This window comes from Amycolatopsis nigrescens CSC17Ta-90 (assembly GCF_000384315.1).
Classification (GTDB): Bacteria; Actinomycetota; Actinomycetes; order Mycobacteriales; family Pseudonocardiaceae; genus Amycolatopsis; species Amycolatopsis nigrescens.
Genome location: NZ_ARVW01000001.1, coordinates 5,985,285 through 6,004,479 on the forward strand (window position 1 = coordinate 5,985,285; position 19,195 = coordinate 6,004,479).

General features: G+C 71.4%; 20 protein-coding genes. 14 read left to right on the forward strand and 6 right to left on the reverse strand.

The annotated features are described in order from the left end of the window. The first annotated feature begins 135 nt into the window (after positions 1-135). The 6 genes from AMYNI_RS0128500 (at position 136) to AMYNI_RS0128525 (ending at position 6,417) form a co-directional block, all read left to right on the forward strand. Positions 136-2,493 (forward strand): SulP family inorganic anion transporter, encoded by a 2,358-nt coding sequence (locus AMYNI_RS0128500; RefSeq protein WP_020671494.1) that lies wholly within the window; start codon positions 136-138, stop codon positions 2,491-2,493. 56 nt (positions 2,494-2,549) lie between these two features. Continuing rightward, entirely contained in the window at positions 2,550-3,266 is a 717-nt protein-coding gene (gene bioD / locus AMYNI_RS0128505; RefSeq protein ID WP_211225637.1) for a dethiobiotin synthase, read from the forward strand. Between the two features lie 74 nt (positions 3,267-3,340). Next, positions 3,341-4,381 (forward strand): biotin synthase BioB, encoded by a 1,041-nt coding sequence (gene bioB, locus AMYNI_RS0128510; RefSeq protein ID WP_020671496.1) that lies wholly within the window; start codon positions 3,341-3,343, stop codon positions 4,379-4,381. Continuing rightward, complete coding sequence (gene bsaP, locus AMYNI_RS0128515) at positions 4,378-4,581, forward strand: biotin synthase auxiliary protein BsaP (RefSeq protein WP_020671497.1); 204 nt, start codon at positions 4,378-4,380, stop codon at positions 4,579-4,581. The genes bioB and bsaP overlap by 4 nt, the downstream gene beginning before the upstream one ends. A 62-nt stretch (positions 4,582-4,643) precedes the next feature. Next, positions 4,644-5,237: a DUF2567 domain-containing protein gene (locus AMYNI_RS0128520; RefSeq protein WP_020671498.1), complete on the forward strand. Its 594-nt coding sequence runs from the start codon at positions 4,644-4,646 to the stop codon at positions 5,235-5,237. Positions 5,238-5,394: 157 nt separating this feature from the next. Continuing rightward, positions 5,395-6,417, forward strand: a complete 1,023-nt coding sequence (locus AMYNI_RS0128525) for a M48 family metallopeptidase (RefSeq protein ID WP_051116570.1) — start codon at positions 5,395-5,397, stop codon at positions 6,415-6,417. 11 nt (positions 6,418-6,428) lie between these two features. Here AMYNI_RS0128525 and AMYNI_RS0128530 read toward each other — a convergent pair whose 3' ends face one another. Together AMYNI_RS0128530 and AMYNI_RS0128535 are read right to left on the reverse strand one after the other, a co-directional pair. Then, a complete protein-coding gene (locus tag AMYNI_RS0128530) occupies positions 6,429-7,142 on the reverse strand; it encodes an LON peptidase substrate-binding domain-containing protein (RefSeq protein ID WP_020671500.1) in 714 nt (237 codons plus the stop codon). A gap of 49 nt (positions 7,143-7,191) precedes the next feature. Continuing rightward, positions 7,192-7,830: an NUDIX hydrolase gene (locus AMYNI_RS0128535; protein ID WP_020671501.1), complete on the reverse strand. Its 639-nt coding sequence runs from the start codon at positions 7,828-7,830 to the stop codon at positions 7,192-7,194. 111 nt (positions 7,831-7,941) lie between these two features. Here AMYNI_RS0128535 and nadA point away from each other — a divergent pair, with 111 nt between their 5' ends. The 4 genes from nadA (at position 7,942) to AMYNI_RS0128555 (ending at position 13,016) form a co-directional block, all read left to right on the forward strand. After that, on the forward strand, positions 7,942-8,964 hold the full coding sequence (gene nadA, locus AMYNI_RS0128540; protein WP_020671502.1) for a quinolinate synthase NadA: 1,023 nt from the start codon (positions 7,942-7,944) through the stop codon (positions 8,962-8,964). After that, positions 8,961-10,619: an L-aspartate oxidase gene (locus AMYNI_RS0128545; protein WP_026361049.1), complete on the forward strand. Its 1,659-nt coding sequence runs from the start codon at positions 8,961-8,963 to the stop codon at positions 10,617-10,619. Before nadA ends, AMYNI_RS0128545 begins: the two co-directional genes overlap by 4 nt. A 73-nt stretch (positions 10,620-10,692) precedes the next feature. Next, on the forward strand, positions 10,693-11,586 hold the full coding sequence (gene nadC / locus AMYNI_RS0128550; RefSeq protein ID WP_020671504.1) for a carboxylating nicotinate-nucleotide diphosphorylase: 894 nt from the start codon (positions 10,693-10,695) through the stop codon (positions 11,584-11,586). A gap of 95 nt (positions 11,587-11,681) precedes the next feature. Next, positions 11,682-13,016 carry a sensor histidine kinase gene (locus tag AMYNI_RS0128555; RefSeq protein ID WP_020671505.1) on the forward strand — a complete coding sequence of 445 codons (1,335 nt, stop codon included), beginning with the start codon at positions 11,682-11,684 and terminating at the stop codon, positions 13,014-13,016. Position 13,017: 1 nt separating this feature from the next. On the opposite strand, the gene AMYNI_RS50265 is transcribed toward AMYNI_RS0128555, so the two are convergent. The 3 genes from AMYNI_RS50265 to AMYNI_RS0128570 are packed head-to-tail and all read right to left on the reverse strand — an operon-like array spanning position 13,018 to position 14,571. Next, positions 13,018-13,491 (reverse strand): cytidine/deoxycytidylate deaminase family protein, encoded by a 474-nt coding sequence (locus AMYNI_RS50265; protein ID WP_020671506.1) that lies wholly within the window; start codon positions 13,489-13,491, stop codon positions 13,018-13,020. Then, positions 13,488-14,168: a RibD family protein gene (locus tag AMYNI_RS50270; protein ID WP_020671507.1), complete on the reverse strand. Its 681-nt coding sequence runs from the start codon at positions 14,166-14,168 to the stop codon at positions 13,488-13,490. The genes AMYNI_RS50265 and AMYNI_RS50270 overlap by 4 nt, the downstream gene beginning before the upstream one ends. 19 nt (positions 14,169-14,187) lie before the next feature. After that, positions 14,188-14,571, reverse strand: coding sequence for a hypothetical protein (locus AMYNI_RS0128570; RefSeq protein WP_020671508.1), 384 nt, complete (start codon positions 14,569-14,571; stop codon positions 14,188-14,190). A 283-nt stretch (positions 14,572-14,854) separates the two neighbouring features. On the opposite strand from AMYNI_RS0128570, the gene AMYNI_RS45535 reads away from it, so the two are divergent. After that, positions 14,855-15,856, forward strand: a complete 1,002-nt coding sequence (locus tag AMYNI_RS45535; protein WP_051116572.1) for a hypothetical protein — start codon at positions 14,855-14,857, stop codon at positions 15,854-15,856. 75 nt (positions 15,857-15,931) lie between these two features. Then, positions 15,932-17,119 (forward strand): ROK family transcriptional regulator, encoded by a 1,188-nt coding sequence (locus tag AMYNI_RS0128580; RefSeq protein ID WP_040406032.1) that lies wholly within the window; start codon positions 15,932-15,934, stop codon positions 17,117-17,119. A gap of 32 nt (positions 17,120-17,151) precedes the next feature. Here the strand turns inward: AMYNI_RS0128580 and AMYNI_RS0128585 are convergent, their stop codons facing one another. Further along, positions 17,152-17,595 (reverse strand): MarR family winged helix-turn-helix transcriptional regulator, encoded by a 444-nt coding sequence (locus tag AMYNI_RS0128585; protein WP_020671511.1) that lies wholly within the window; start codon positions 17,593-17,595, stop codon positions 17,152-17,154. A gap of 73 nt (positions 17,596-17,668) precedes the next feature. Between AMYNI_RS0128585 and AMYNI_RS45540 the strand changes: the two genes are divergently transcribed. Both AMYNI_RS45540 and AMYNI_RS0128595 read left to right on the forward strand, forming a co-directional pair. Further along, complete coding sequence (locus AMYNI_RS45540; RefSeq protein ID WP_020671512.1) at positions 17,669-18,313, forward strand: maleylpyruvate isomerase family mycothiol-dependent enzyme; 645 nt, start codon at positions 17,669-17,671, stop codon at positions 18,311-18,313. Positions 18,314-18,426: 113 nt separating this feature from the next. Continuing rightward, positions 18,427-19,191 carry a hypothetical protein gene (locus AMYNI_RS0128595; RefSeq protein ID WP_026361053.1) on the forward strand — a complete coding sequence of 255 codons (765 nt, stop codon included), beginning with the start codon at positions 18,427-18,429 and terminating at the stop codon, positions 19,189-19,191. The last annotated feature ends 4 nt before the right edge of the window (positions 19,192-19,195 follow it).

The following is a 19,195-nucleotide window of genomic DNA, read 5'->3' on the forward strand; positions in this document are numbered from 1 at the left end:
GATGAGAAGTTCTTTACATAACAGACATTTGAGGCGGTTTTCGGTTACCTGGTGACGACGGGCCGTCACCGCTGCCGGTTCTCGACCACTAGTCCACCCCGCGTATCTCGCAAGATCCAGATCACGGAGGCGAACATGATCGACATCGCAGGCAGTGCCAGGGCCAGCGGACCGCCAGGCCGGCAGCGGTGGAAGGCGGCGCTGGAGAACCTGCGCTACGACGTACCGGCTTCGCTGGTGGTCTTCCTGGTCGCGATCCCGCTGTCCCTCGGCATCGCGCTGGCCTCCGGCGCACCGATCGTGGCCGGCCTGATCGCCGCCGTCATCGGCGGCGTGGTGGCCGGCGCGCTCGGCGGCTCGGCGCTTCAGGTCAGCGGCCCGGCCGCCGGGCTGACGGTGATCCTCGCCGAGACCATCAACACCTTCGGCTGGCTGGTCACCTGCGCCATCACGGTGGCCGCAGGCGCACTGCAGATCCTGCTCGGGCTGAGCCGGATCGCCCGCGGCGCACTGGCCATCTCGCCGGCCATCGTGCACGGCATGCTGGCCGGGATCGGCGTCACCATCGTGCTGGCGCAGCTGCACGTGGTGCTCGGCGGCTCCGCGCAGAGCTCCCCGATCGACAACGTGCTCGAGCTGCCGCGCCAGATCGTCGAGCATCACGACCAGGCGGTGCTGATCGGCCTGCTCACCATCGGCATCCTGCTGATCTGGGGCAAGCTGCCCAAGATCGTGCGGAAGGTGCCTGGCCCGCTGGCCGCGATCGTGCTGGTGACCGTGCTGGCCACCGGCCTGAACATGGACCTGGCCAGGGTCGAGGTGCCGGCGAACCTGCTCGACATCAGCTTCGTGCCGGTCTTCCCCGATGGCGGCTGGTTCGACTTCGGCGTCGCCGTGGTCACCTTCGCGCTCGTGGCCAGCGTCGAGAGCCTGCTGTCCGCGGTGGCCGTGGACAAGATGCACACCGGCAAGCGGGCCAACCTGAACCGCGAGCTGATCGGACAGGGCGCGGCCAACATGACCTCCGGCGCGCTCGGCGGCCTGCCGGTCACCGGCGTGATCGTGCGCAGCTCGACCAACGTGCAGTCCGGCGCCAGGAGCAGGGCCTCCGCGATCCTGCACGGGGTGTGGATCCTGCTGTTCGTGGTGCTGCTCGCCGGGCTGCTGCAGAACATTCCGCTTGCCGCGCTGGCCGGGCTGCTGGTGCACGTCGGCGCGAAACTGGTGAACATCGGGCACATCAAGGACGTGCTGCGCCACGGCGACCTGCCGGTGTACCTGATCACCCTGGTCGGGGTGGTCGGTATCGACCTGCTGACCGGTGTGCTGATCGGGATCGCCGCCGCCGCGCTGATGATGCTGCGCCGTCTGCTCTGGTCCGGAATCCACGCGGAGCCCGACGGCGACGGCTGGCGGGTGGTGGTCGAAGGAGCACTCGCCTCCCTTTCCATACCGCGGCTGTCCGCGGTGCTCGGCGGGATCCCGCGCGGCACCAGGGTCACCCTGGAGCTCATCGTCGACTACCTGGACCATGCCGCCTTCGACACCCTCTCCTCCTGGCAGCACGCGCACGAGGCAGCGGGCGGTACGGTGATCGTGGACGAGGTCGGCCATCCGTGGTTCGGTCGGGGCAAGGCGGGCGAGCCGACCGTGCACAAGGCCGACGCGCAGCGGATCGTGCCGCGCTGGTTCGCGCCGTGGTCGGACTGGCAGCAGGCGCACGAGGACGGCGACCACCCGCGCCACGCCGACCGGCACGCACGGCCCAACGGCGTGGTGCCGGAGCAGCGGGTCGGGCCGCCGGTCAGCTCGATGCGGCGCGGCATGCTGGAGTTCCAGCGGCGGACCTCGCGGCTGGTCCGGCCGACGCTGAGCAGGCTGGCCGACAGCCAGCAGCCCGAGACCCTGTTCATCACCTGCGGTGACGCCAGGATCGTGCCGAACATCATCACCACCAGCGGTCCCGGCGACCTGTTCACCGTGCGCAACATCGGCAACCTGGTGCCGGACCACGCGACCTGCGCCGAGGGCGCGGACGCCTCCATCGGCGCCGCGGTCGAGTTCGCGGTCGGGGTGCTCCGGGTGCGCGAGGTGGTGGTCTGCGGGCACTCCTCCTGCGGTGCGATGAAGGCGCTGCTCGGTGGCTCCCCGGAGGACGCGCCGGCACTGCGGTCCTGGCTCCGGCACGCGGAGGACAGCGTGCTCCGCTACCGCAGCCGGCCGCGGCTGCTGGTGGACGGCGAGGCGCCGCGAGCCGAGCCCGACCAGCTGGCCCTGCACAACGTGCTGCAGCAGCTGGAGCGGCTGCGGGAGTACCCGACGATCGCGCGGGCCGAGGCGCTCGGCGAGGTGGATCTGGTCGGGATGTACTTCCACGTGGGAGACGCCCAGGTGTACCTCTACGACGGCCGGACCGGGTCGTTCGGCTCCGCCGATGCGCCGGGCGCGCCGGCCAGGATGAACGGTTCGGCATCGGAGATCATCACCCGATAGTCAGGTGCTGGACAGGTCCGCTGCCGACGCCGGTACTAGGGTCGTCACCCGTGAGCATGCTGGTGGTGACCGGAACTGGGACCGGCGTCGGCAAGACCATGGTGACCGCGGCGATCGCCGCGCTGGCCAAGGAACGCGGTCAGCGGGTCGCGGTGCTCAAACCCGCGCAGACCGGCGTGCTGCCCGAGGAGCCGGGTGACCTGGCCGAGGTGCGCCGGTTCGCTGGTGACCTGACCGCCCGTGAGCTGCGGCGGTACCCGGACCCGCTGTCGCCGGAGGCGGCCGCCCGGCGAAGCGGGATCGAACCGGTCACCCCGGCGGAGGCGGCGAAGGTGGCTTCGGAGCTGGACGCCGAACACGACCTGGTGCTGATCGAGGGTGCCGGCGGCCTGCTCGTGCGGTTCGACCCCGGCGGCAGCACGCTGGCCGACCTCGCCTGGTCGCTCGGCTCGCTGGTGCTGGTGGTCGCCGAGGCCGGGCTCGGCACGCTGAACGCGACCGCGCTGACCGCCGAGGTGGCCACCTCGCGCGGGCTGAACGTGGCCGGGGTGATCATCGGCTCCTGGCCTTCGGATCCGGGGCTGGCCGAGCTGTCCAACGTGGCGGACCTGCCGGTGGCCGCCGGGGCGCCGCTGCTCGGTGCGCTGCCGGCCGGTCTCGGCGAGCTGACCCGCGAGGAGTTCCTGGTGCAGGCGCGCGACGGCCTTTCGCCGTGGTTCGGCGGCGAGTTCGATCCGGAGTGCTTCGCCGGGAGCACGTCCGCGCAGACGTGACCCGGGTCTCTGTGCGCCGGGAAGCAACTCAGGCACGATGAGCTAGCCGAACCGTCGACGCCAGAGGAGAAGTCGTGACCGCAGCACCCGGACAGGCCGAGCAGGTCCACCGCGCCGACGCCGACGTGCTCGCAGTGGCCAGGGAGCAGGTGCTCGAGCGTGGTACCGGGCTTGGCGAACAGCAGTTGCTCGAGGTGCTCCGGCTCGGCGACGACCGGCTGACCGAGCTGCTGGCGCTGGCGCACGAGGTGCGGATGCGCTGGTGCGGGCCGGAAGTCGAGGTCGAGGGCATCATCAGCCTGAAGACCGGCGGCTGCCCGGAGGACTGCCACTTCTGCTCGCAGTCCGGCCGGTTCCCGACCCCGGTGCGCTCGGCCTGGCTGGACATTCCCGGGCTGGTGAAGGCCGCCAGGCAGACCGCGGAGACCGGGGCGACCGAGTTCTGCATCGTGGCCGCCGTGCGCGGCCCGGACAAGCGTCTGCTGTCCCAGGTGCGTGCCGGTATCGAGGCGATCCGCGCGGACGGCAACGACATCCAGATCGCCTGCTCGCTGGGCATGCTCACGCAGGAGCAGGTGGACGAGCTGGTCGAGATGGGCGTGCACCGCTACAACCACAACCTGGAGACGGCCCGCTCGCACTTCCCCGAGGTGGTCACCACGCACACCTGGGAGGAGCGCTGGGAGACCCTGCGGATGATCCGCGAGGCCGGTATGGAGGTCTGCTGCGGCGGCATCATCGGGATGGGCGAGACCGTCGAGCAGCGCGCCGAGTTCGCCGCGCAGCTGGCCGAGCTGGGGCCGGACGAGTGCACGATGAACTTCCTCATCCCGCAGCCGGGCACGCCGTACGAGAACTACGAGGTGGTCGAGGGCAAGGACGCGCTGCGCACGGTGGCCGCGTTCCGGCTGGCGATGCCGCGTCCGCTGCTGCGGTTCTCCGGTGGTCGTGAGCTGACCTTCGGCGACCTCGGCACCGAGCGGGGCATGCTCGGCGGCATCAACGCGATCATCGTCGGCAACTACCTGACCAACCTCGGCCGTCCGGCCAGCAAGGACCTGGAGATGCTGGACGAGCTGAAGATGCCGGTCAAGGCGCTGAGCGAAACCTTGTGACCGGGCCCGCGACCGGCCGCCGGTTCTGCGTGCACTGCGGTGCGCTCGCCGACGGCGGCGAGCACGACGCCTGCCGGTCCCCGCGCCACGCGCTCGAACCGCCGCGGTTCTGCGCGGAGTGCGCCCGCCGGATGGTGGTCCAGGTGACCCCGGCCGGCTGGACGGCGCGCTGCAGCCGACACGGGGAGACGTCGTCCTGAACCTGGCACGGTCACCGGCTACTCTCGGCAGACCGCGGTCGCAGCGGGTGAGGGAGGTTGGCATGGCTGATCCGTCGGCGGAACCGCAGCAGGCTTCCGCGCCGGCTGGTTCTCCGTGGCTGTTCGCGATTCCGCGCGAGCGGCCGAAGGTGGTGGTCAAGGCCGATCTGCTGCCCGCGGTCAGCGTGCTGTCCATGATCAGCCTGCTCGGCATCCCGCTGGGTTGGCTCTGGTCGATGCTGGCGCCGCCGGAACGGGTGCGGGTGGTGGCGGCGACCGGACCGCCGGTGCCGTTGCAGCTGGAGAGCTGGCACCGGTTCGACGCGATGGTGATCTACGTGCTGCTCGGCCTGTCCGCCGGGCTGGTCACCGGCGCCGTGGTGTGGCTGATGCGGGAACGGCGCGGCCCGGTGGTGCTGTTCGCGATGGTGGCGGGCTCAGCGCTGGCCGGCTGGCTGGGCACGATGATGGCCACCGCGTTCGCGAACGGCCGCTACGAGGTCACCGCCCCACCTGCGCTCGGTGCCGTGCTGGAGCAGGCGCCGGAGGTCGGCACGCTGTGGGTGCTGCTCGCCCAGCCGCTGGCCGCCGCGCTGGTCTACGGCCTGCTCGCGGCCTGGAACGGCCGGGACGATCTGGGCCGGCGGCTGGGCTGAACCGGCGCCCGGCCGGTGTCCCCGCCGGTACTGAAAGGTTTGCCGTCTTCACCGCCGCCGTATCCGCGGAATCACTACGCTGGGCCGCACTCGAGGGGAAGGCGGCGTTGTGCCGGACGACAAGGCGGAAGACGAAATAACCAGGTCCGCGACCAGGATGCGGTTTCCCGGGATCAGCCCGCGTGCCTATGAGCATCCGGTGGACCGGGGTGCGCTGGCGACGCTGCGCATGGTGCCGGGGTTCGCGCAGGCGCTCAAGGCGGTCGCCGGGTTCTACAGCGAACGCGGCGAGCGGCTGATGGCGCTGGCCTCGGCGATCAGGGTCGGCCCGCGCCAGTATCCGGAGCTGGACCGGCTGCGCCACGACTGCGCCGAGGTGCTGGACATAACGCAGGTGCCGAACATCTTCGTGTCCCGCAGTCCCGAGGCCATCGCGATGACGATCGGCATGGACGAGCCGTTCATCGTGCTCAGCACCGGCCTGGTCGAGCTGATGAGCATCGAGGAACTGCGGTTCGTGATCGGCCACGAGATGGGCCACGTGCTCTCCGGGCACGCGGTGTACCGGACCATGCTGCTCCGGCTGATCGGCCTGCAGCTGTCCATGTCGTGGACCCCGGTCAGCGCGCTCGGCCTGCGCGCGATCATCGCCGCGCTGAACGAGTGGTACCGCAAGGCGGAGCTGTCCTGCGACCGTGCCGGGCTGCTCTGCGGCCAGGACGCGTCGGTGGCGCTGCGCGCGCAGATCCTGGTGGCGGGCGGGATCGACCCGGCCAAGGTGGACATTCCATCGTTCCTGCAGCAGGCGACCGAGTACGAGTCCGTGGACGACATTCGCGACAGCCTGCTCAAGCTGCGCTACGTGCACGGCATGTCGCATCCGCTGGCCGTGGTGCGGGCCGCGCAGCTGCAGAAATGGGTGGCGTCGGAGGACTACCGCGCCATCCTCACCGGCGACTACCCGCGCCGCGACGACGACCGGCCGGCCAGCACCTGGACCGACGACGTCAAGTCGGCGGCGCAGTCCTACAAGGACTCCTTCGCGGCTTCCACGGACCCGCTGGCGAAGGTGTTCAGCGATGTCGGCGAGGCGGTCTCCGGTGCGGCCGGCAAGGTGTGGAGCAAGTTCAACCCGCGCGAGAACGGCGGCGGTGACGACGGCGGCGGCACTGCCGGCTGAAAACGCCGGAGTCAGTTGAGGTTGGGCGGGCGGGCGTCGTCGAGCTCGGAGTGCGGGACCGGCACGGCCCGGAGCGCGCCGAGGAAGCCGGCCTCGCGGTTGAGCAGCCGGCAGACGATCCGGAGCCGGCGCAGCGGGTGGGTCTCCTCCAGCAGCAGCTGCCGGTCGTCCAGGGTGAGCAGGCAGTCCGCGGCGAGCAGGTGGGCCAGGTCGGCCACGCTCGTCTCCGGTGGGGGCGCGTCCCAGTCGGCGCGCTCCCATGCGGACTCGCAGTACCGCCGGTGCGCCGCCCGTGCCACGTCCCCGAGCAGCTCGGCGGCCTCGTCGCAGCCGGGCGGCAACGGCTCGTCTGGCAGCCATTCCACGGTGCCCATCAGGTACGGGGCGCTGGTGGTGTCCACGTCCAGCAGCCGGAACCGGTGCTTGCCGGTGGTGATGATGTCGAAGCGCCCGTCCGGCAGCCGCTGCGCCTCCCTGAGCAGCGCGCTGCAGCCGACCGGGTGCACGTGCTCGAGGCCCTCCACCTCGCGGACCAGCGAGGTCTTGATGGCCACGATGCCGAACTGCCGGTTCGCCACCGTGCCGGTCACCAGGTCCACCGCGAGCTGGCGGTAGCGCGGCTCGAACAGGTGCAGCGGCAGGTTCGCGCCGGGCAGCAGCACGGTCTGCAACGGGAACAACGGCACCGTGGTGCGCGTCGCGCCGCTCTCCGCTGTACCGGTCACTGGTCTACGTTACGTCGAAGCGGGGGGCCGCGCTGGCTGGCCGGAATCGCTACCTGGCCTCACCCGGCGGCCGGAAGACCGCGAACGGATCGGTGACCTGCATGCCGTCACCCGCGAAGGAGAACAGCGCGGCGGGCCTGCCGCCGCTGCGGCCGGGGGACGCGGTGTGCCCGGTCGGGGTGAGCACGCCACGGCGGGCGAGCACCCGCTGCAGGTTCGTCGCGGACACCTTGTAGCCCAGCGCGGCCGAGTACAGCTCGCGCAGCGCGGAGATGGTGAACTCGGCCGGCGCCAGTGCGAAGCCTGCGTTGGTGTAGCAGAGCTTGGAGCGCAGCCGGTCGCGGGCGCGAAGCACGATCGCCTGGTGGTCGAAGGCGGTCCGCGGCAGCGTGTCCAGTTCGTGCCACTCGGTGTCCTCCGGTACCTCGGGGTCCACATCGGAGGGCACCAGGCCGAGAAAGGCGGTGGCCACCACGCGCGGGCCGGGAACTCGGTCCGGCGCGCTGAACACGGCCAGCTGCTCCACGTGCTTGAGCTGGCGGATGTCGACCTTCTCGGCGAGCTGGCGGCGGATCGAAGTCTCCACGTCCTCGTCCGGTCGCAACCGTCCACCCGGCAGCGACCAGCGGCCGAGGTGCGGATCGAGCGCGCGGCGCCACAGCAGCACGCGGAGTGTGGCGTAACGCACCTGAAGTACCGCGCACAAGACCTCGTGTGCCAGTGGGGCGTGGGTGTTAATATGACTTCGCACGGTTTTCGATTATAAGGCGAAAACCAGCGGGCGGTCCAGGAGGGTCAAATGACCGACGTGATGACTTATCCGGCAGCGGACGACTTGACGCCGTACAGCGGTGTCGAGCCGGACGAGGCGTGGGCCGAGGAGGTGCGCAGGCTCGCTCGTGAGCGCGATGCCGTGGTGCTGGCGCACAACTACCAGGTTCCGGCCATTCAGGACATAGCCGACCACACCGGCGATTCGCTTGCGCTGAGCCGGATCGCGGCGGCCAGCGACGCGTCCACCATCGTCTTCTGCGGCGTGCACTTCATGGCCGAGACCGCGAAGATCCTGGCTCCGGACAAGACCGTGCTGATCCCGGACGCGCGGGCTGGCTGCTCGCTGGCCGACTCGATCACCGGTGCGCAACTGCGGGAATGGAAGGCCGAACACCCCGGCGCGGTCGTGGTGTCCTATGTGAACACCACCGCGGAGGTCAAGGCGGAGACCGACATCTGCTGCACCTCTTCGAACGCGGTCGAGGTGGTCGCGTCCATCCCGGCGGACCGCGAGGTGCTGTTCCTGCCGGACCAGTTCCTCGGCGCGCACGTCAAGCGCAAGACCGGCAGGGAGAACCTGCACATCTGGGCCGGCGAATGCCATGTGCACGCCGGTATCAACGGCCCGGAGCTGGCCGAGCGCGCGGCTGCGAATCCGGACGCGGACCTGTTCATCCACCCCGAATGCGGCTGTGCCACCTCCGCGCTCTACCTGGCCGGTGAAGGCGCGGTGGCCGCGGAGCGGGTGAAGATCCTGTCCACTGGGGACATGGTGCACGCGGCGCGCGACACCAGCGCCCGCTCGGTTCTGGTGGCCACCGAGATCGGCATGCTGCACCAGTTGCGCAAGGCGGCGCCGGAAATCGACTTCCGCGCGGTGAACGACAGGGCGTCCTGCCGGTACATGAAGATGATCACCCCGGCCGCGCTGCTGCGATGCCTGCGCGAAGGAGCCGACGAGGTGCATGTGGACATCGAGACCGCCGGTCGGGCCAAGGCCTCGGTGCAGCGGATGATCGAGATCGGGCAGCCGGGCGGCGGCGAGTGACCCCGCCGGTTAACGCTCCGCAGGCGAAAACTCACGCGGAGTGGGAGGCGCGGGCCGATCTGGTGGTGCTCGGCAGCGGCGTCGCCGGGCTGACCGCGGCGCTGCACGCCCAGCGGCTCGGGCTGCGGGTACTGGTGGTCACCAAGGCGGCGGTCGAGGACGGCAACACGCGCTGGGCGCAGGGCGGCGTGGCGGTGGTGCTCGACGGCGAGCACGAAGAGGGCGATTCGGTGGCCAAGCACGCCGAGGACACCCTGACCGCGGGCGCTGGCCTGTGCGACGCGGACGCGGTGCGCGCGATCCTGGACGGCGGCCCGGCCGCGGTGGCGGCCCTGCGGGCGCGTGGTGCGCGGTTCGACCAGGGGGCGGCCGGCGGTTCGCTCGCGCGGGCAAGGGAAGGCGGGCACAGTGCCTTCCGGGTGATCCACGCCGGCGGGGACGCCACCGGCGCCGAGGTCGAGCGCACCCTGGTCGCGGAGGCGACCGGGAACCGGCTGCCGGTGCTGGAGCGGCACATCGCGGTGGACGCGCTGCGTACCGCGCGCGGGGACGTCACCGGGGTGCTCGTGCTCGACCCCAACGGGGTGCCCGGCGTGCTGCGTGCGCCGGCCGTGCTGCTGGCCACCGGCGGGCTCGGGCAGCTCTACCAGGCCACCTCCAATCCGGAGATCGCCACCGGCGACGGGCTGGCACTGGCCCTGCGGGCCGGCGCGCAGGTCGCGGACGTGGAGTTCGTGCAGTTCCACCCGACCGTGCTCTACACCGAGGGGGCACGGGGGCGACGGCCGCTGGTCACCGAGGCGGTGCGCGGCGAGGGTGCCACGCTGCTGGACGCCACCGGGGCGCCGGTGATGCGCGGGGTGCACCCGCTCGGCGATCTGGCTCCCCGCGACGTGGTTTCGGCCGCGATCACCCGCCGGATGGCGCTGGCCCCTGGCGGTATCGACGATCACGTTTTCCTCGACGGCACCGGTATAGCCGAATTCGCGGATCGTTTTCCGACCGTGCACGCGGCCTGCGCCGCGATCGGGATAAACCCGGCACGCGATCCCATTCCGGTCACTCCGGCCGCGCACTTCGCCTGCGGCGGAGTGGTCACCGATATCGACGGCCGGTCCGGAGTGCCCGGCCTTTACGCCGCCGGCGAAGTGGCAAGGACCGGGTTGCACGGGGCGAACCGGCTGGCGTCCAACAGCCTGCTGGAGGGCCTGGTGGTCGGGGCCAGGGTGGCCGCCGCGGTGGCCGCGGATCTGGCGGCCGGCCTGCTCGGGGACCCGAAACACGGTGCCGCGCCGGAACGTTCGACCGCCGCGGTGGCCGAACGCGACTCGCTGCAACGCGTGATGAGCCGGTACGCCGCGATCGGCCGGGACGCGGACGGGCTCGCGGTGGCCGGCTCGGTGCTCGATTTGTCCACAAGGGACTGTGCGTTGTGGACGCAGTCCGCGGTGGAGGACGCAGCGCTGACCCTGGTCGCGCAGGCCATGGTGGCCGCGGCTGCGCGGCGGTCGGAGTCCCGTGGCTGCCATGTGCGGACCGACTTCCCCGGCCGCGACGACCTTGGCTGGCGGCGCAGCCAGCTGATCCGGCTGAGCCCGTCTGGCCAGCCGGTGCTCGCCGATCCGATCTCGACCACTGTGGAAGGAGCGGCATGAGAATTTTGCGGCCGGTTCGCGGCACTCGAGACGACCACATCGCGGTTACGCGCGGACTCGCGGAAGGAGCGGCATGAGTGCACAGCTGGGGGCGGTGGCGCGCGAGGAGCTGACCGCCGCCGGACTCGACCTCGTCGACGTGCAGCGGGTGATCGGCACCGCGCTGACCGAGGACCTGCGGTACGGGCCGGATGCGACCACCTTGGCCACGGTGGGCCAGGAGGCGGTCGCGCTGGCCGAGCTCACGCCGAGGGTGACCGGGGTGGTGGCCGGACTGCCGGTGGCGCTGGCCGTTTTCGACGCGGTGCTCGGGGACTCCTACGAGGTGCTCGGCCGCCGTGACGACGGCAGCAGGCTGATCGCCGGGGAACCGGCGCTGGTGCTGCGCGGCAGTGTGCGCGGGCTGCTGACTGCGGAGCGCACCGCGCTGAACCTGCTCTGCCACCTTTCCGGGGTCGCCACCACCACCGCGGCCTGGGTGTCCGAAGTGGACGGCACCGGGTGCGCGATCAGGGACTCCCGCAAGACCCTGCCGGGGCTGCGGCTGCTGCAGAAGTACGCGGTGCGGTGCGGCGGCGGGCGCAACCACCGGCTCGGCCTCGGTGACGCGGTGCTGATCAAGGACAACCACGTGGTGGCTGCCGGTTCGGTGACCGCGGCGCTGCGGGCGGCCAGGGAACACGCGGCGGGCCTGGCGTGCGAGGTGGAGGTGGACGACCTCGGCCAGCTCGAAGAGGCGCTCGCGGCCGGTGCGGATGAGGTGCTGCTGGACAACTTCAGCCCGGAGCAGTGCGCGAAGGCGGTGCTCCGGCGGGACGAGATCGCGCCGAAGACCAGGCTGGAGGCCTCCGGCGGATTGAAGATCGAAAACGCGCGGCGCTACGCCGAATCGGGAGTGGACTATCTGTCCGTCGGCGGGCTGACGCATTCGGCCGCGAGTTTGGATCTCGGCATGGATTTGCGCTGATCACCCGGTGATCTACGCTGACCACTCGGTCAGTGGTTGTCCTGCCGCTTCCTGTTTTGCTAAAAGGTACAGGCCGGAAGGGGGAGGAGGAATTCATGTCGGAGTCGGGGGAGCGCGGGCCGGAAACCCCATTCCTGGTGGCGCTGATGCGCCAGGGCGCGCCCGTTCTCGCGACGACCCCAGACGAAATGCCGGACGAGGTCGACGATCCCACCCCGGTGCCGGCGGCGCGGCGGATGAAGGCGCTGGCCGCCACCGACGGCGCCGCGCCGCGCGACCCGCTGATGGTGCGGGCGACCCGGTACGCGGTGCTGCTTCCGCTGGCCTACCGGATCTTCCTGCTGCCGGTGGTCGGAGTGTGGCTGCTGGTGGCGCACGGCTGGGCTCCGGTTGGCGTGGCGGTGGTGGTGGCCGTGCTGGGGCTGCTCGCCAACCTGCTGGCCGCGCTCTGGGTGCTGCGCGTGCCGGACCGCCGCGGCCGGCTCACCCGTCTGCTGCTCTACGGCGACCTTGTGTTCGCGCTGCTGACGAACGTGCTGGTCAGCGCGATGGTGTCGAGTGCGCTGTACGCCGACGCGACCTGGGTGCCGTGGATCTACCTCAGCGGCACGGTGGCCCTGTGGACGGTCTGTCGCGGGGTGCCGTGGGGGCTGCTGGTGGTGGCGCTCAGCGTGCCGCTGCAGGTGTTGATGCTGCTGGTCGCCGAGCTGCCCTCGTTCGGCGCGGCGGAGCTGGCCGGGGCGCTGGGCGGCACCGGGGCGCTGGTGGCCGCGCTGGTCACCGCGGTCGGCGCGCTGCTGCTGATCGGCCTCGGCACCCGGCTCGCGCTGGCCATCGGGCTGCGGCGTGGGCGGGCGGTGGAGCGGGCCGCGTCCGACCGCACCACGCACGACACCGTGCTGCAGGTGCTCGAAGCGATGGCGATGACCACGGCCGAGGACGTGCTCTCCCCGGCCGACCAGCTGGCGAAGGTGCGCGGGATGGCCAGGGCGCAGGCCAACGACCTCCGGCGCGGGCTGGACTCCTCGCAGGACGACGCCGCGCCGGACGGGCTCGGCGAGGAGCTGGCCGCACTGGCCACCGAGATGGCCCGCGATGGTCTGCGCGCCCAGCTGGTGATGGCCGATCTCGATGACGACCTGCTGTCCGAGGTGCGCCGGATCGCGGTCCGGGACGCGGTGCGCGAGGCGCTGCGCAACACGCTCAAGCATGCCGGTACCCGTCAGGTGGTGGTGCGGCTGGAAGAACGCGACGGCGGGGTCGCGGTGATCGCCAGGGACCACGGGGTCGGCTACGACGAGCACGAGCGCCCGCCCGGCTTCGGGGTGAGCAACTCGATGAAGGCCAGGCTGGCCGAGGTCGGCGGCCACTGCACCCTCGAGTCCCGTCCCGGCCACGGCACCAAGGTCACCCTCTGGGTCCCGCGCTGACCTAGCTGTCCTGGCCGGGAGCTACCCCGGGCAGGTGCGAGTTGGTGCGGCGGACCAGGTCGGCGAGGGCGGGGACCTCGATGACGGTGCGGCCCGCGGCGGAGAGGGTTTCCGCGCCGACGCAGTCCACGAACAACGCGGGCTCGCGCCAGGCGAACACGATCCGCCCGATACCGGCGTCCAGGATCAGCCGCGTGCAGGTCAGCGGCCGGGAAGCCCTGGTGCTGCACGGTTCCAGCGAGCTGTAGATGGTCGCAGCCGGCAGTCGGGGGTCGCCGGGCGGCAGTTTGGCGATGGCGGCCTCTTCGGCGTGGTCGTGCGGGTCGGTCTCCCCGGAGTAGCCGGTGGCCAGCACCGCGCCCTCCGCGTCGGTGATCACCGCGCCGACCCGGAAGGTGGCCGAGGGCGGGCAGTTCTCGGCGAGCTCGATCGCCTCGCGCAGCCGGTCGAGGTCCCTTGCGGTCGCTTCGGTCATGTCGTGCTCCGCCTCTGGTAGCGCAGCAGGGCGACGTCGCCGAGCTGCCGGGTTTCGTTGAGCGCCAAGGGATTCTCCGGCCCGTGCGGGAACAGTCCGGAGTGGACGAACCGCGGCGCGGCGTGGTCGCCGACGAAGAACGGCGCGATGACAAGGTGCAGCTCGTCGACCACGTCGTGGGTGAGGAACAGGGTGTGCATGGTGCTGCCGCCCTCGACCAGCAGCCGGCGCACGCCGCGCGCGCTCAGATCGGCCAGCACCAGGTGCAAGTCGAAGGGATCGTCCGCAGCGAGCACGGTCGCCGCCCGCCCGAGCCGGGCCGCCGTGCCCGGCACGCTGCCGGTCGGCGCGTACACCAGTTTCTCCGTTTCCCCGGCGCTGAAGAACTTCGCGGCCGGGTCCAGTTCGCCGTCGATGGTGCAGGTGACCTTCAGCGGGGTCGGCGGCAGCCCGCGCTCCGCCCGTTCCCTGCGGCGGCGGTCGGAGCGGACCAGCAGCCTGGGGTCGTCGGCCCGGATGGTGTTCGCACCGACCAGGATCGCGTCCACGCTCGCGCGCACCTCGTCCACCCGGTCGAAATCCTCGTCGTTGGACAGCAGCAGGCGCTTCGCGCTCGTGTCGTCGAGGTAGCCGTCCAAGGACATGGCGGCCGAGAGCAGTACGTACGGGCGGTTCACGCCACGGAGTCTGCCAGCGTCAGCGGCCTTCCGCCGGGACGCATTTCGTGGAGCCGACGATCGCCACCTCACCGGTGCGCCGCCCGACGTGCACGTTGAGATGCGCGCCCCGCCTGCTGAACCGCAGCACCAGTTCCTCCTGGCCGCTGCGGTCCACCGAGACCCAGCCGGCCCGCTCCAGTTTCGGCAGCACGGACCGGATCAGCCGCTCGCCGGCGTCGGTGCTGGTCTCCAGGCGCACCCCGTACTGCCAGCTGACCAGCCTGCCGGGCTGCGCGGGATCGCAGTCGAGGTCGCCGTCCACGGTGTGCGCGGCACCGGCGCCGAAGAAGCCGGCCACCTGGTCCACCACCCGCCGCAGCTCGGTCGCCAGCAACTCCAGCTCCGGGTGGTCGATCAGCACTGGAGTACGCCCCCTCCCCGGGTTCCCCGAGCCGGTTGACCGGTTCGGGCGGGGGACGTCCCGAACCGGTCAACCGACGTTCTGGTCGCGGCCGGGGCCGCGAAGTAGGCCGGTCTTCCTGCGACAACTGGTGATTACACGGTAGAAAGTGACAGCTGGCCGTCAAACGGCACAAGTGCCGGTTTCACTGACGGCACTATTACCCACGCTGGGGCTGGCCCTACCGCCGTTCCGGGGGCGAGCGCCAGTGTTCGGCCCCGCGTTTCCGGCGACGCTTGCGGTCATGCTCGCTGACAAAATCGCTGGTAGTGCCGTACGGGTGCGGCTGCATCGCCCGTTGCTGATCACCGCGGCCGGGCTGGCCGTGCTGTGCCTGGTCTCGGCAGGTGGCCTGATCTTCGACGACCGGGAACTGCTCGGCGCGCCGATCTGGCTGAAGGCCTTCAAGTTCACCATCTCCATCGCGATCTACCTGGTGACCCTGGCCTGGCTGATCTCCTTGCTGCCCAAGGGCAGGAAGGTCGCCTGGTGGGCGGGCACCGGGGTGGCGCTCGGTCTCGGCCTTGACATGGCGCTGCTCGTCTACCAGATGATCGTGCGCGGCCGGCGGCTGCACTTCAACCTGGTGGAAGAGACCGACCAGACGATCCACAACCTGCTGGCCACCGGCGCGTACGGCAGCATGCTCGCCGCCGTCGTGCTCGCGCTGCTGCTCACCTTCCAGCGGTTGCCGGACAAGGGACAGGCCGCCGCGGTGCGCGCCGGGCTCGGCATCGCGCTGGTCGGCATGGCGGTGGCGACCTTCATGTTCACGCCCAACGCGGAACAGGAGGCGATGCTCGAAGCCGGCCAGGACCCCGGCATCGTCGGGGCGCACGCGGTCGGTGTGCCGGACGGCGGTCCCGGCCTGCCGCTGCTCGGCTGGAGCACCGAGGCCGGCGACCTGCGCGTGCCGCATTTCGTCGGGCTGCACGCCTTGCAGGCGCTGCCGTTGCTGCTGCTCGGGCTCGGCCTGCTGGCCAGGCGGTTCCCGGTGCTGGGCTCGCCGCTGGTGCGCCGCGACCTGATCCGGGTCGCCGGGGGCGGTTACCTCAGCCTGGTCCTGCTGCTCACCTGGCAGGCGTTGCGGGGCCAGTCGCTGATCCATCCGGACGCCACCACGCTGGTCGCCTTCGTCGGGGTGCTGGCCTTGGTAGGCGCGGGTACCGCGTTCGTGCTGCGACGCGCAGCCGTGCGACCGCCGGTCACCGCGGAGCCGGAGCGGGTGCCGGTGGTCGGCGGCTGATTCCGTATCGCGGACCCTTTTGACAAGCACGAGCAACGGCTGCCTGAATTGCCTTGTGCGGAAGGGGGTCGTGGGTTGACGACCTTGTTGCCGGTGCCCGCCGGAGGTGCCCTGCGGGCACCAGGGGTTCGTGAGTCGAACGCGGCCGCGGTGCTCGCCGCGGCCAGGCTGGCCGGTCCGCTGTCCCGCGCGTCCATCGCCGCGCGCACCGAGCTGAGCATGCCGACGGTGAGCAGACAGGTCGCCGCGCTGGTGGAGGCCGGCCTGCTGCACGAGCTGCCCGAACTGGCCACGGCCGGCTCGATCGGCAGGCCGCGGGTGCCGGTGGACGTCAACGACAGGGTCATCGCCGCCTGCGGGGTGCACGTCGGGGTCAGCACGACCACCTACGGGCTCGCCGACCTGCGCGGCAGGCTGCTCGACAGCGAGCGCGTCGCCACCCCGGCCGGCCCACCGGGGGAGGCGTTCGCCCAGTTGGCCGGCCGGATCCGGGCCTTCCTGCGCCGCTGGTCGGACCGCCGGGTGGTCGGCATCGGCCTCGCCACCGGCGGCCGGGTCGACGCGGTCAACGGGCTGCTGGACCACGACCGGCTCGGCTGGCGGCGGGTACCCGCCCGCGAGCTGCTGGCCTCGGCCACCGGGCTGCCGGTGCACCTGGACGGGCATGTGCCCGCGATGGCCACCGCGGAACTGCTCTTCGGGCCGTGGAACCAGCCGCGGAGCCTGTTGTACTTCTACGCCAGGCAGGTGGTCGGCATCGCGCTGGCGATGGACGGCAGGCTGCACCGCGGTCCCGGCCCGGACGGCAGTGTCGCGCATCTGCCGGTCGGCGGCGACGAGCCCTGTCCCTGCGGCCGGACCGGCTGCCTTGAGGTGACAGTCGCCGAGGAAACCGTGGTGCGCAAGGCTTTCCAGGCCGGGGTGATCCCCGAGCCGCGGATCTCGATGCTGCAGGCCGCCGCGGACGCCGGGGAGCCGGAGGCGGTACGGCTGCTCGACGAGCGGGCGAACACGCTGGGCCGGGCGGTGGCCATGCTGCGCGACATCGTCAACCCGGACCTGATCGTGCTCGGCGGCCAGGCCGTCACCGACTCGCCAAGCCGGTTCGGCGAGCTGCTGCGCGGTTTCGCCGGGCGCACCGCGCTGCCGGGCACCGACCTGGTCACGGTGACCCGGTTCGGCCAGGACGTGCAGGCCATCGCCGCCTGCACCGGCGTGCTTCGCCAGCTCTACGACTATCCCTTCGGCACCCTGGCCTCGTGAGTGAAAAGTGTTGCTGCAGCAACACTTTTCACTCACGACCGGGAATAGCCGGTGGTGATCCGGTTCAGCGTGGCGTGCAGTTCGTCGTAGCCGCCGCGGCCGAGCAGCCGGACCAGCCGTCGCTCGATCTCGGCGATGGCGTCGGAAGCCGCTTCCAGCGCGGAGTGGCCGCGTTCGGTGAACACGATGAGCTTGGCCCGCCGGTCGCTCGGATCGGGCACCCGCCGCAGATAGCCGAGCCGTTCCAGGTCGTCCACCAGCTCGCCCATCGCCTGCGGGGTCATCACCGCCTTCTCGGCTAGCCTGGTCAGCCGGATGCCTTCGCGCTCCATGTTCACCAGCACCGTGGCGTGCGCCGGGCGGGTGCGCGGGTCGAGCTCCCTGGTCGCCGAGTTGATCACTTCGGCGAGCCGGAGGTGGGCCTGGAACAGCAGGGCGGCGGTGTTGTGTGCCGCTTCTGGGGGCTTGTCCGACACACGCCCTCCTCCGTACTCTCTCAGGAAGCTTTATATTCAGGGTACCTGAATAGCCTGCGGGGAGGGAGATGTCATGGACCGCGAAGAGGTGTGGCTGGCCACCGACGCCGAACGGCTGAGCCTGGCCGAACTGCTCGAGCAGCTGCCCGCCCAGGACTGGGACCGGCCTTCGCTGTGCCGTGACTGGCTGGTGCGGGATGTGGCGGCGCACGTCACGATGCTGTCCCGGCTGGGACCCGGTTCGATGCTGCTGGCGTTCGCGCGGGCCGGGTTCGGCTTCGACCGGATGATCCACGACACCGCGAAACGGCTCGCCAAGCGCACTCCCGCGCAGCTGACCGCCGACGTCCGCGCCACCGCAGGTTCGCGGAAGCTGCCCCCTGGCATGACCTTCGTCGAACCGCTGTTGGACATCCTGGTGCACGGCCAGGACATCGCGGTCGCGCTCGGCCGCCGCCGGGAGATGCCGCCGGAAGCCGCGCTGGTCGCCGCCGAACGCGCGTGGTCGATGGGTTTTCCCTTCCACGCCCAGAAAAAGTATCCGGGCGTGCGGCTGGTCGCGACCGACCTTGACTGGTCGGTTGGCAGCGGGCCGGCGGAGATCACCGGGCCGATCGCCGCCATCCTGCTGCTGCTCACCGGTCGGGACGGTGCGCTCGTGCAGGCCAACCGCTCGGCGGGCTCGCGGGCCATCGAGGTCGTTCACCAGGCTCGCTGACCTGGCCGCGCCCGGCCGTTCCGTCGTCGCGGTGGTGGGTACTTTTGCCGTCCGCTCGCCGAACCTGACGTACTTACGCTGACCATCGGCAGCAGTACGAGGAGGCGGCGTCATTGGGTGACACGGGCGGAGACCGGACGCGCCCCGAAGCACTGCGGGTGGGCGCCGGCAACGTCGGCGGCATCATCCTGCACGGCGTCAACGCCGTCGCCGACCTGGAACGGCTGGCGCTCGCGCCGGCCTCGCTGGCCGGCCTCGGCCGGGCGGTCGCCGGTGCGAACGGCACGCTGCAGGGCGGCCAGGTGACCGCGCTGCGCAGCCTGCTGTCCTTGCTGCAGCAGGTCAACGACCAGGTCCGGCGGACGGCCGACGCGGCACAGGCGGTCGCAGGGCAGGAGGGTTCGCCGGTCAGTACCGACCCGGCCACCATCTGGGGCACACCGGTGGCCGCCGAACTCGCGGCTCATGCGGTCGCTGACAACGTTGACGGGGTCGGCGATCCCCGTTCGGTGCACAACATCCTCGGCTACATGCGCGAACTCGGCCTCGGCGCGCACCCGATCGACGGTGCCCGGTTCTCCGGCGTCGCCGACTTCAACGACTGGCTGGCCGGCAACGCGGACAACCAGGCCCAGATCGGCGTGATCGAGGTCTACTCCGGTCCTGCCCGCGCGCTCGGCGAGATCCCCGGCGGGACGCTCGGCGGCGACGTGGTGGTCATCGAGCCCTATCCGTCCTTCGGCCACGACGCGCTCATCGGCATTTCCGGCGGTGACGGCAGGCTGTACAACCACGGCCGGGTCGACTCCGCCATCCGCGGGGTGGCGACCGTCAGCGTGTACCGCCCGGCGGCCACCGGATCAGGGCACCCGAGGTGAAAGA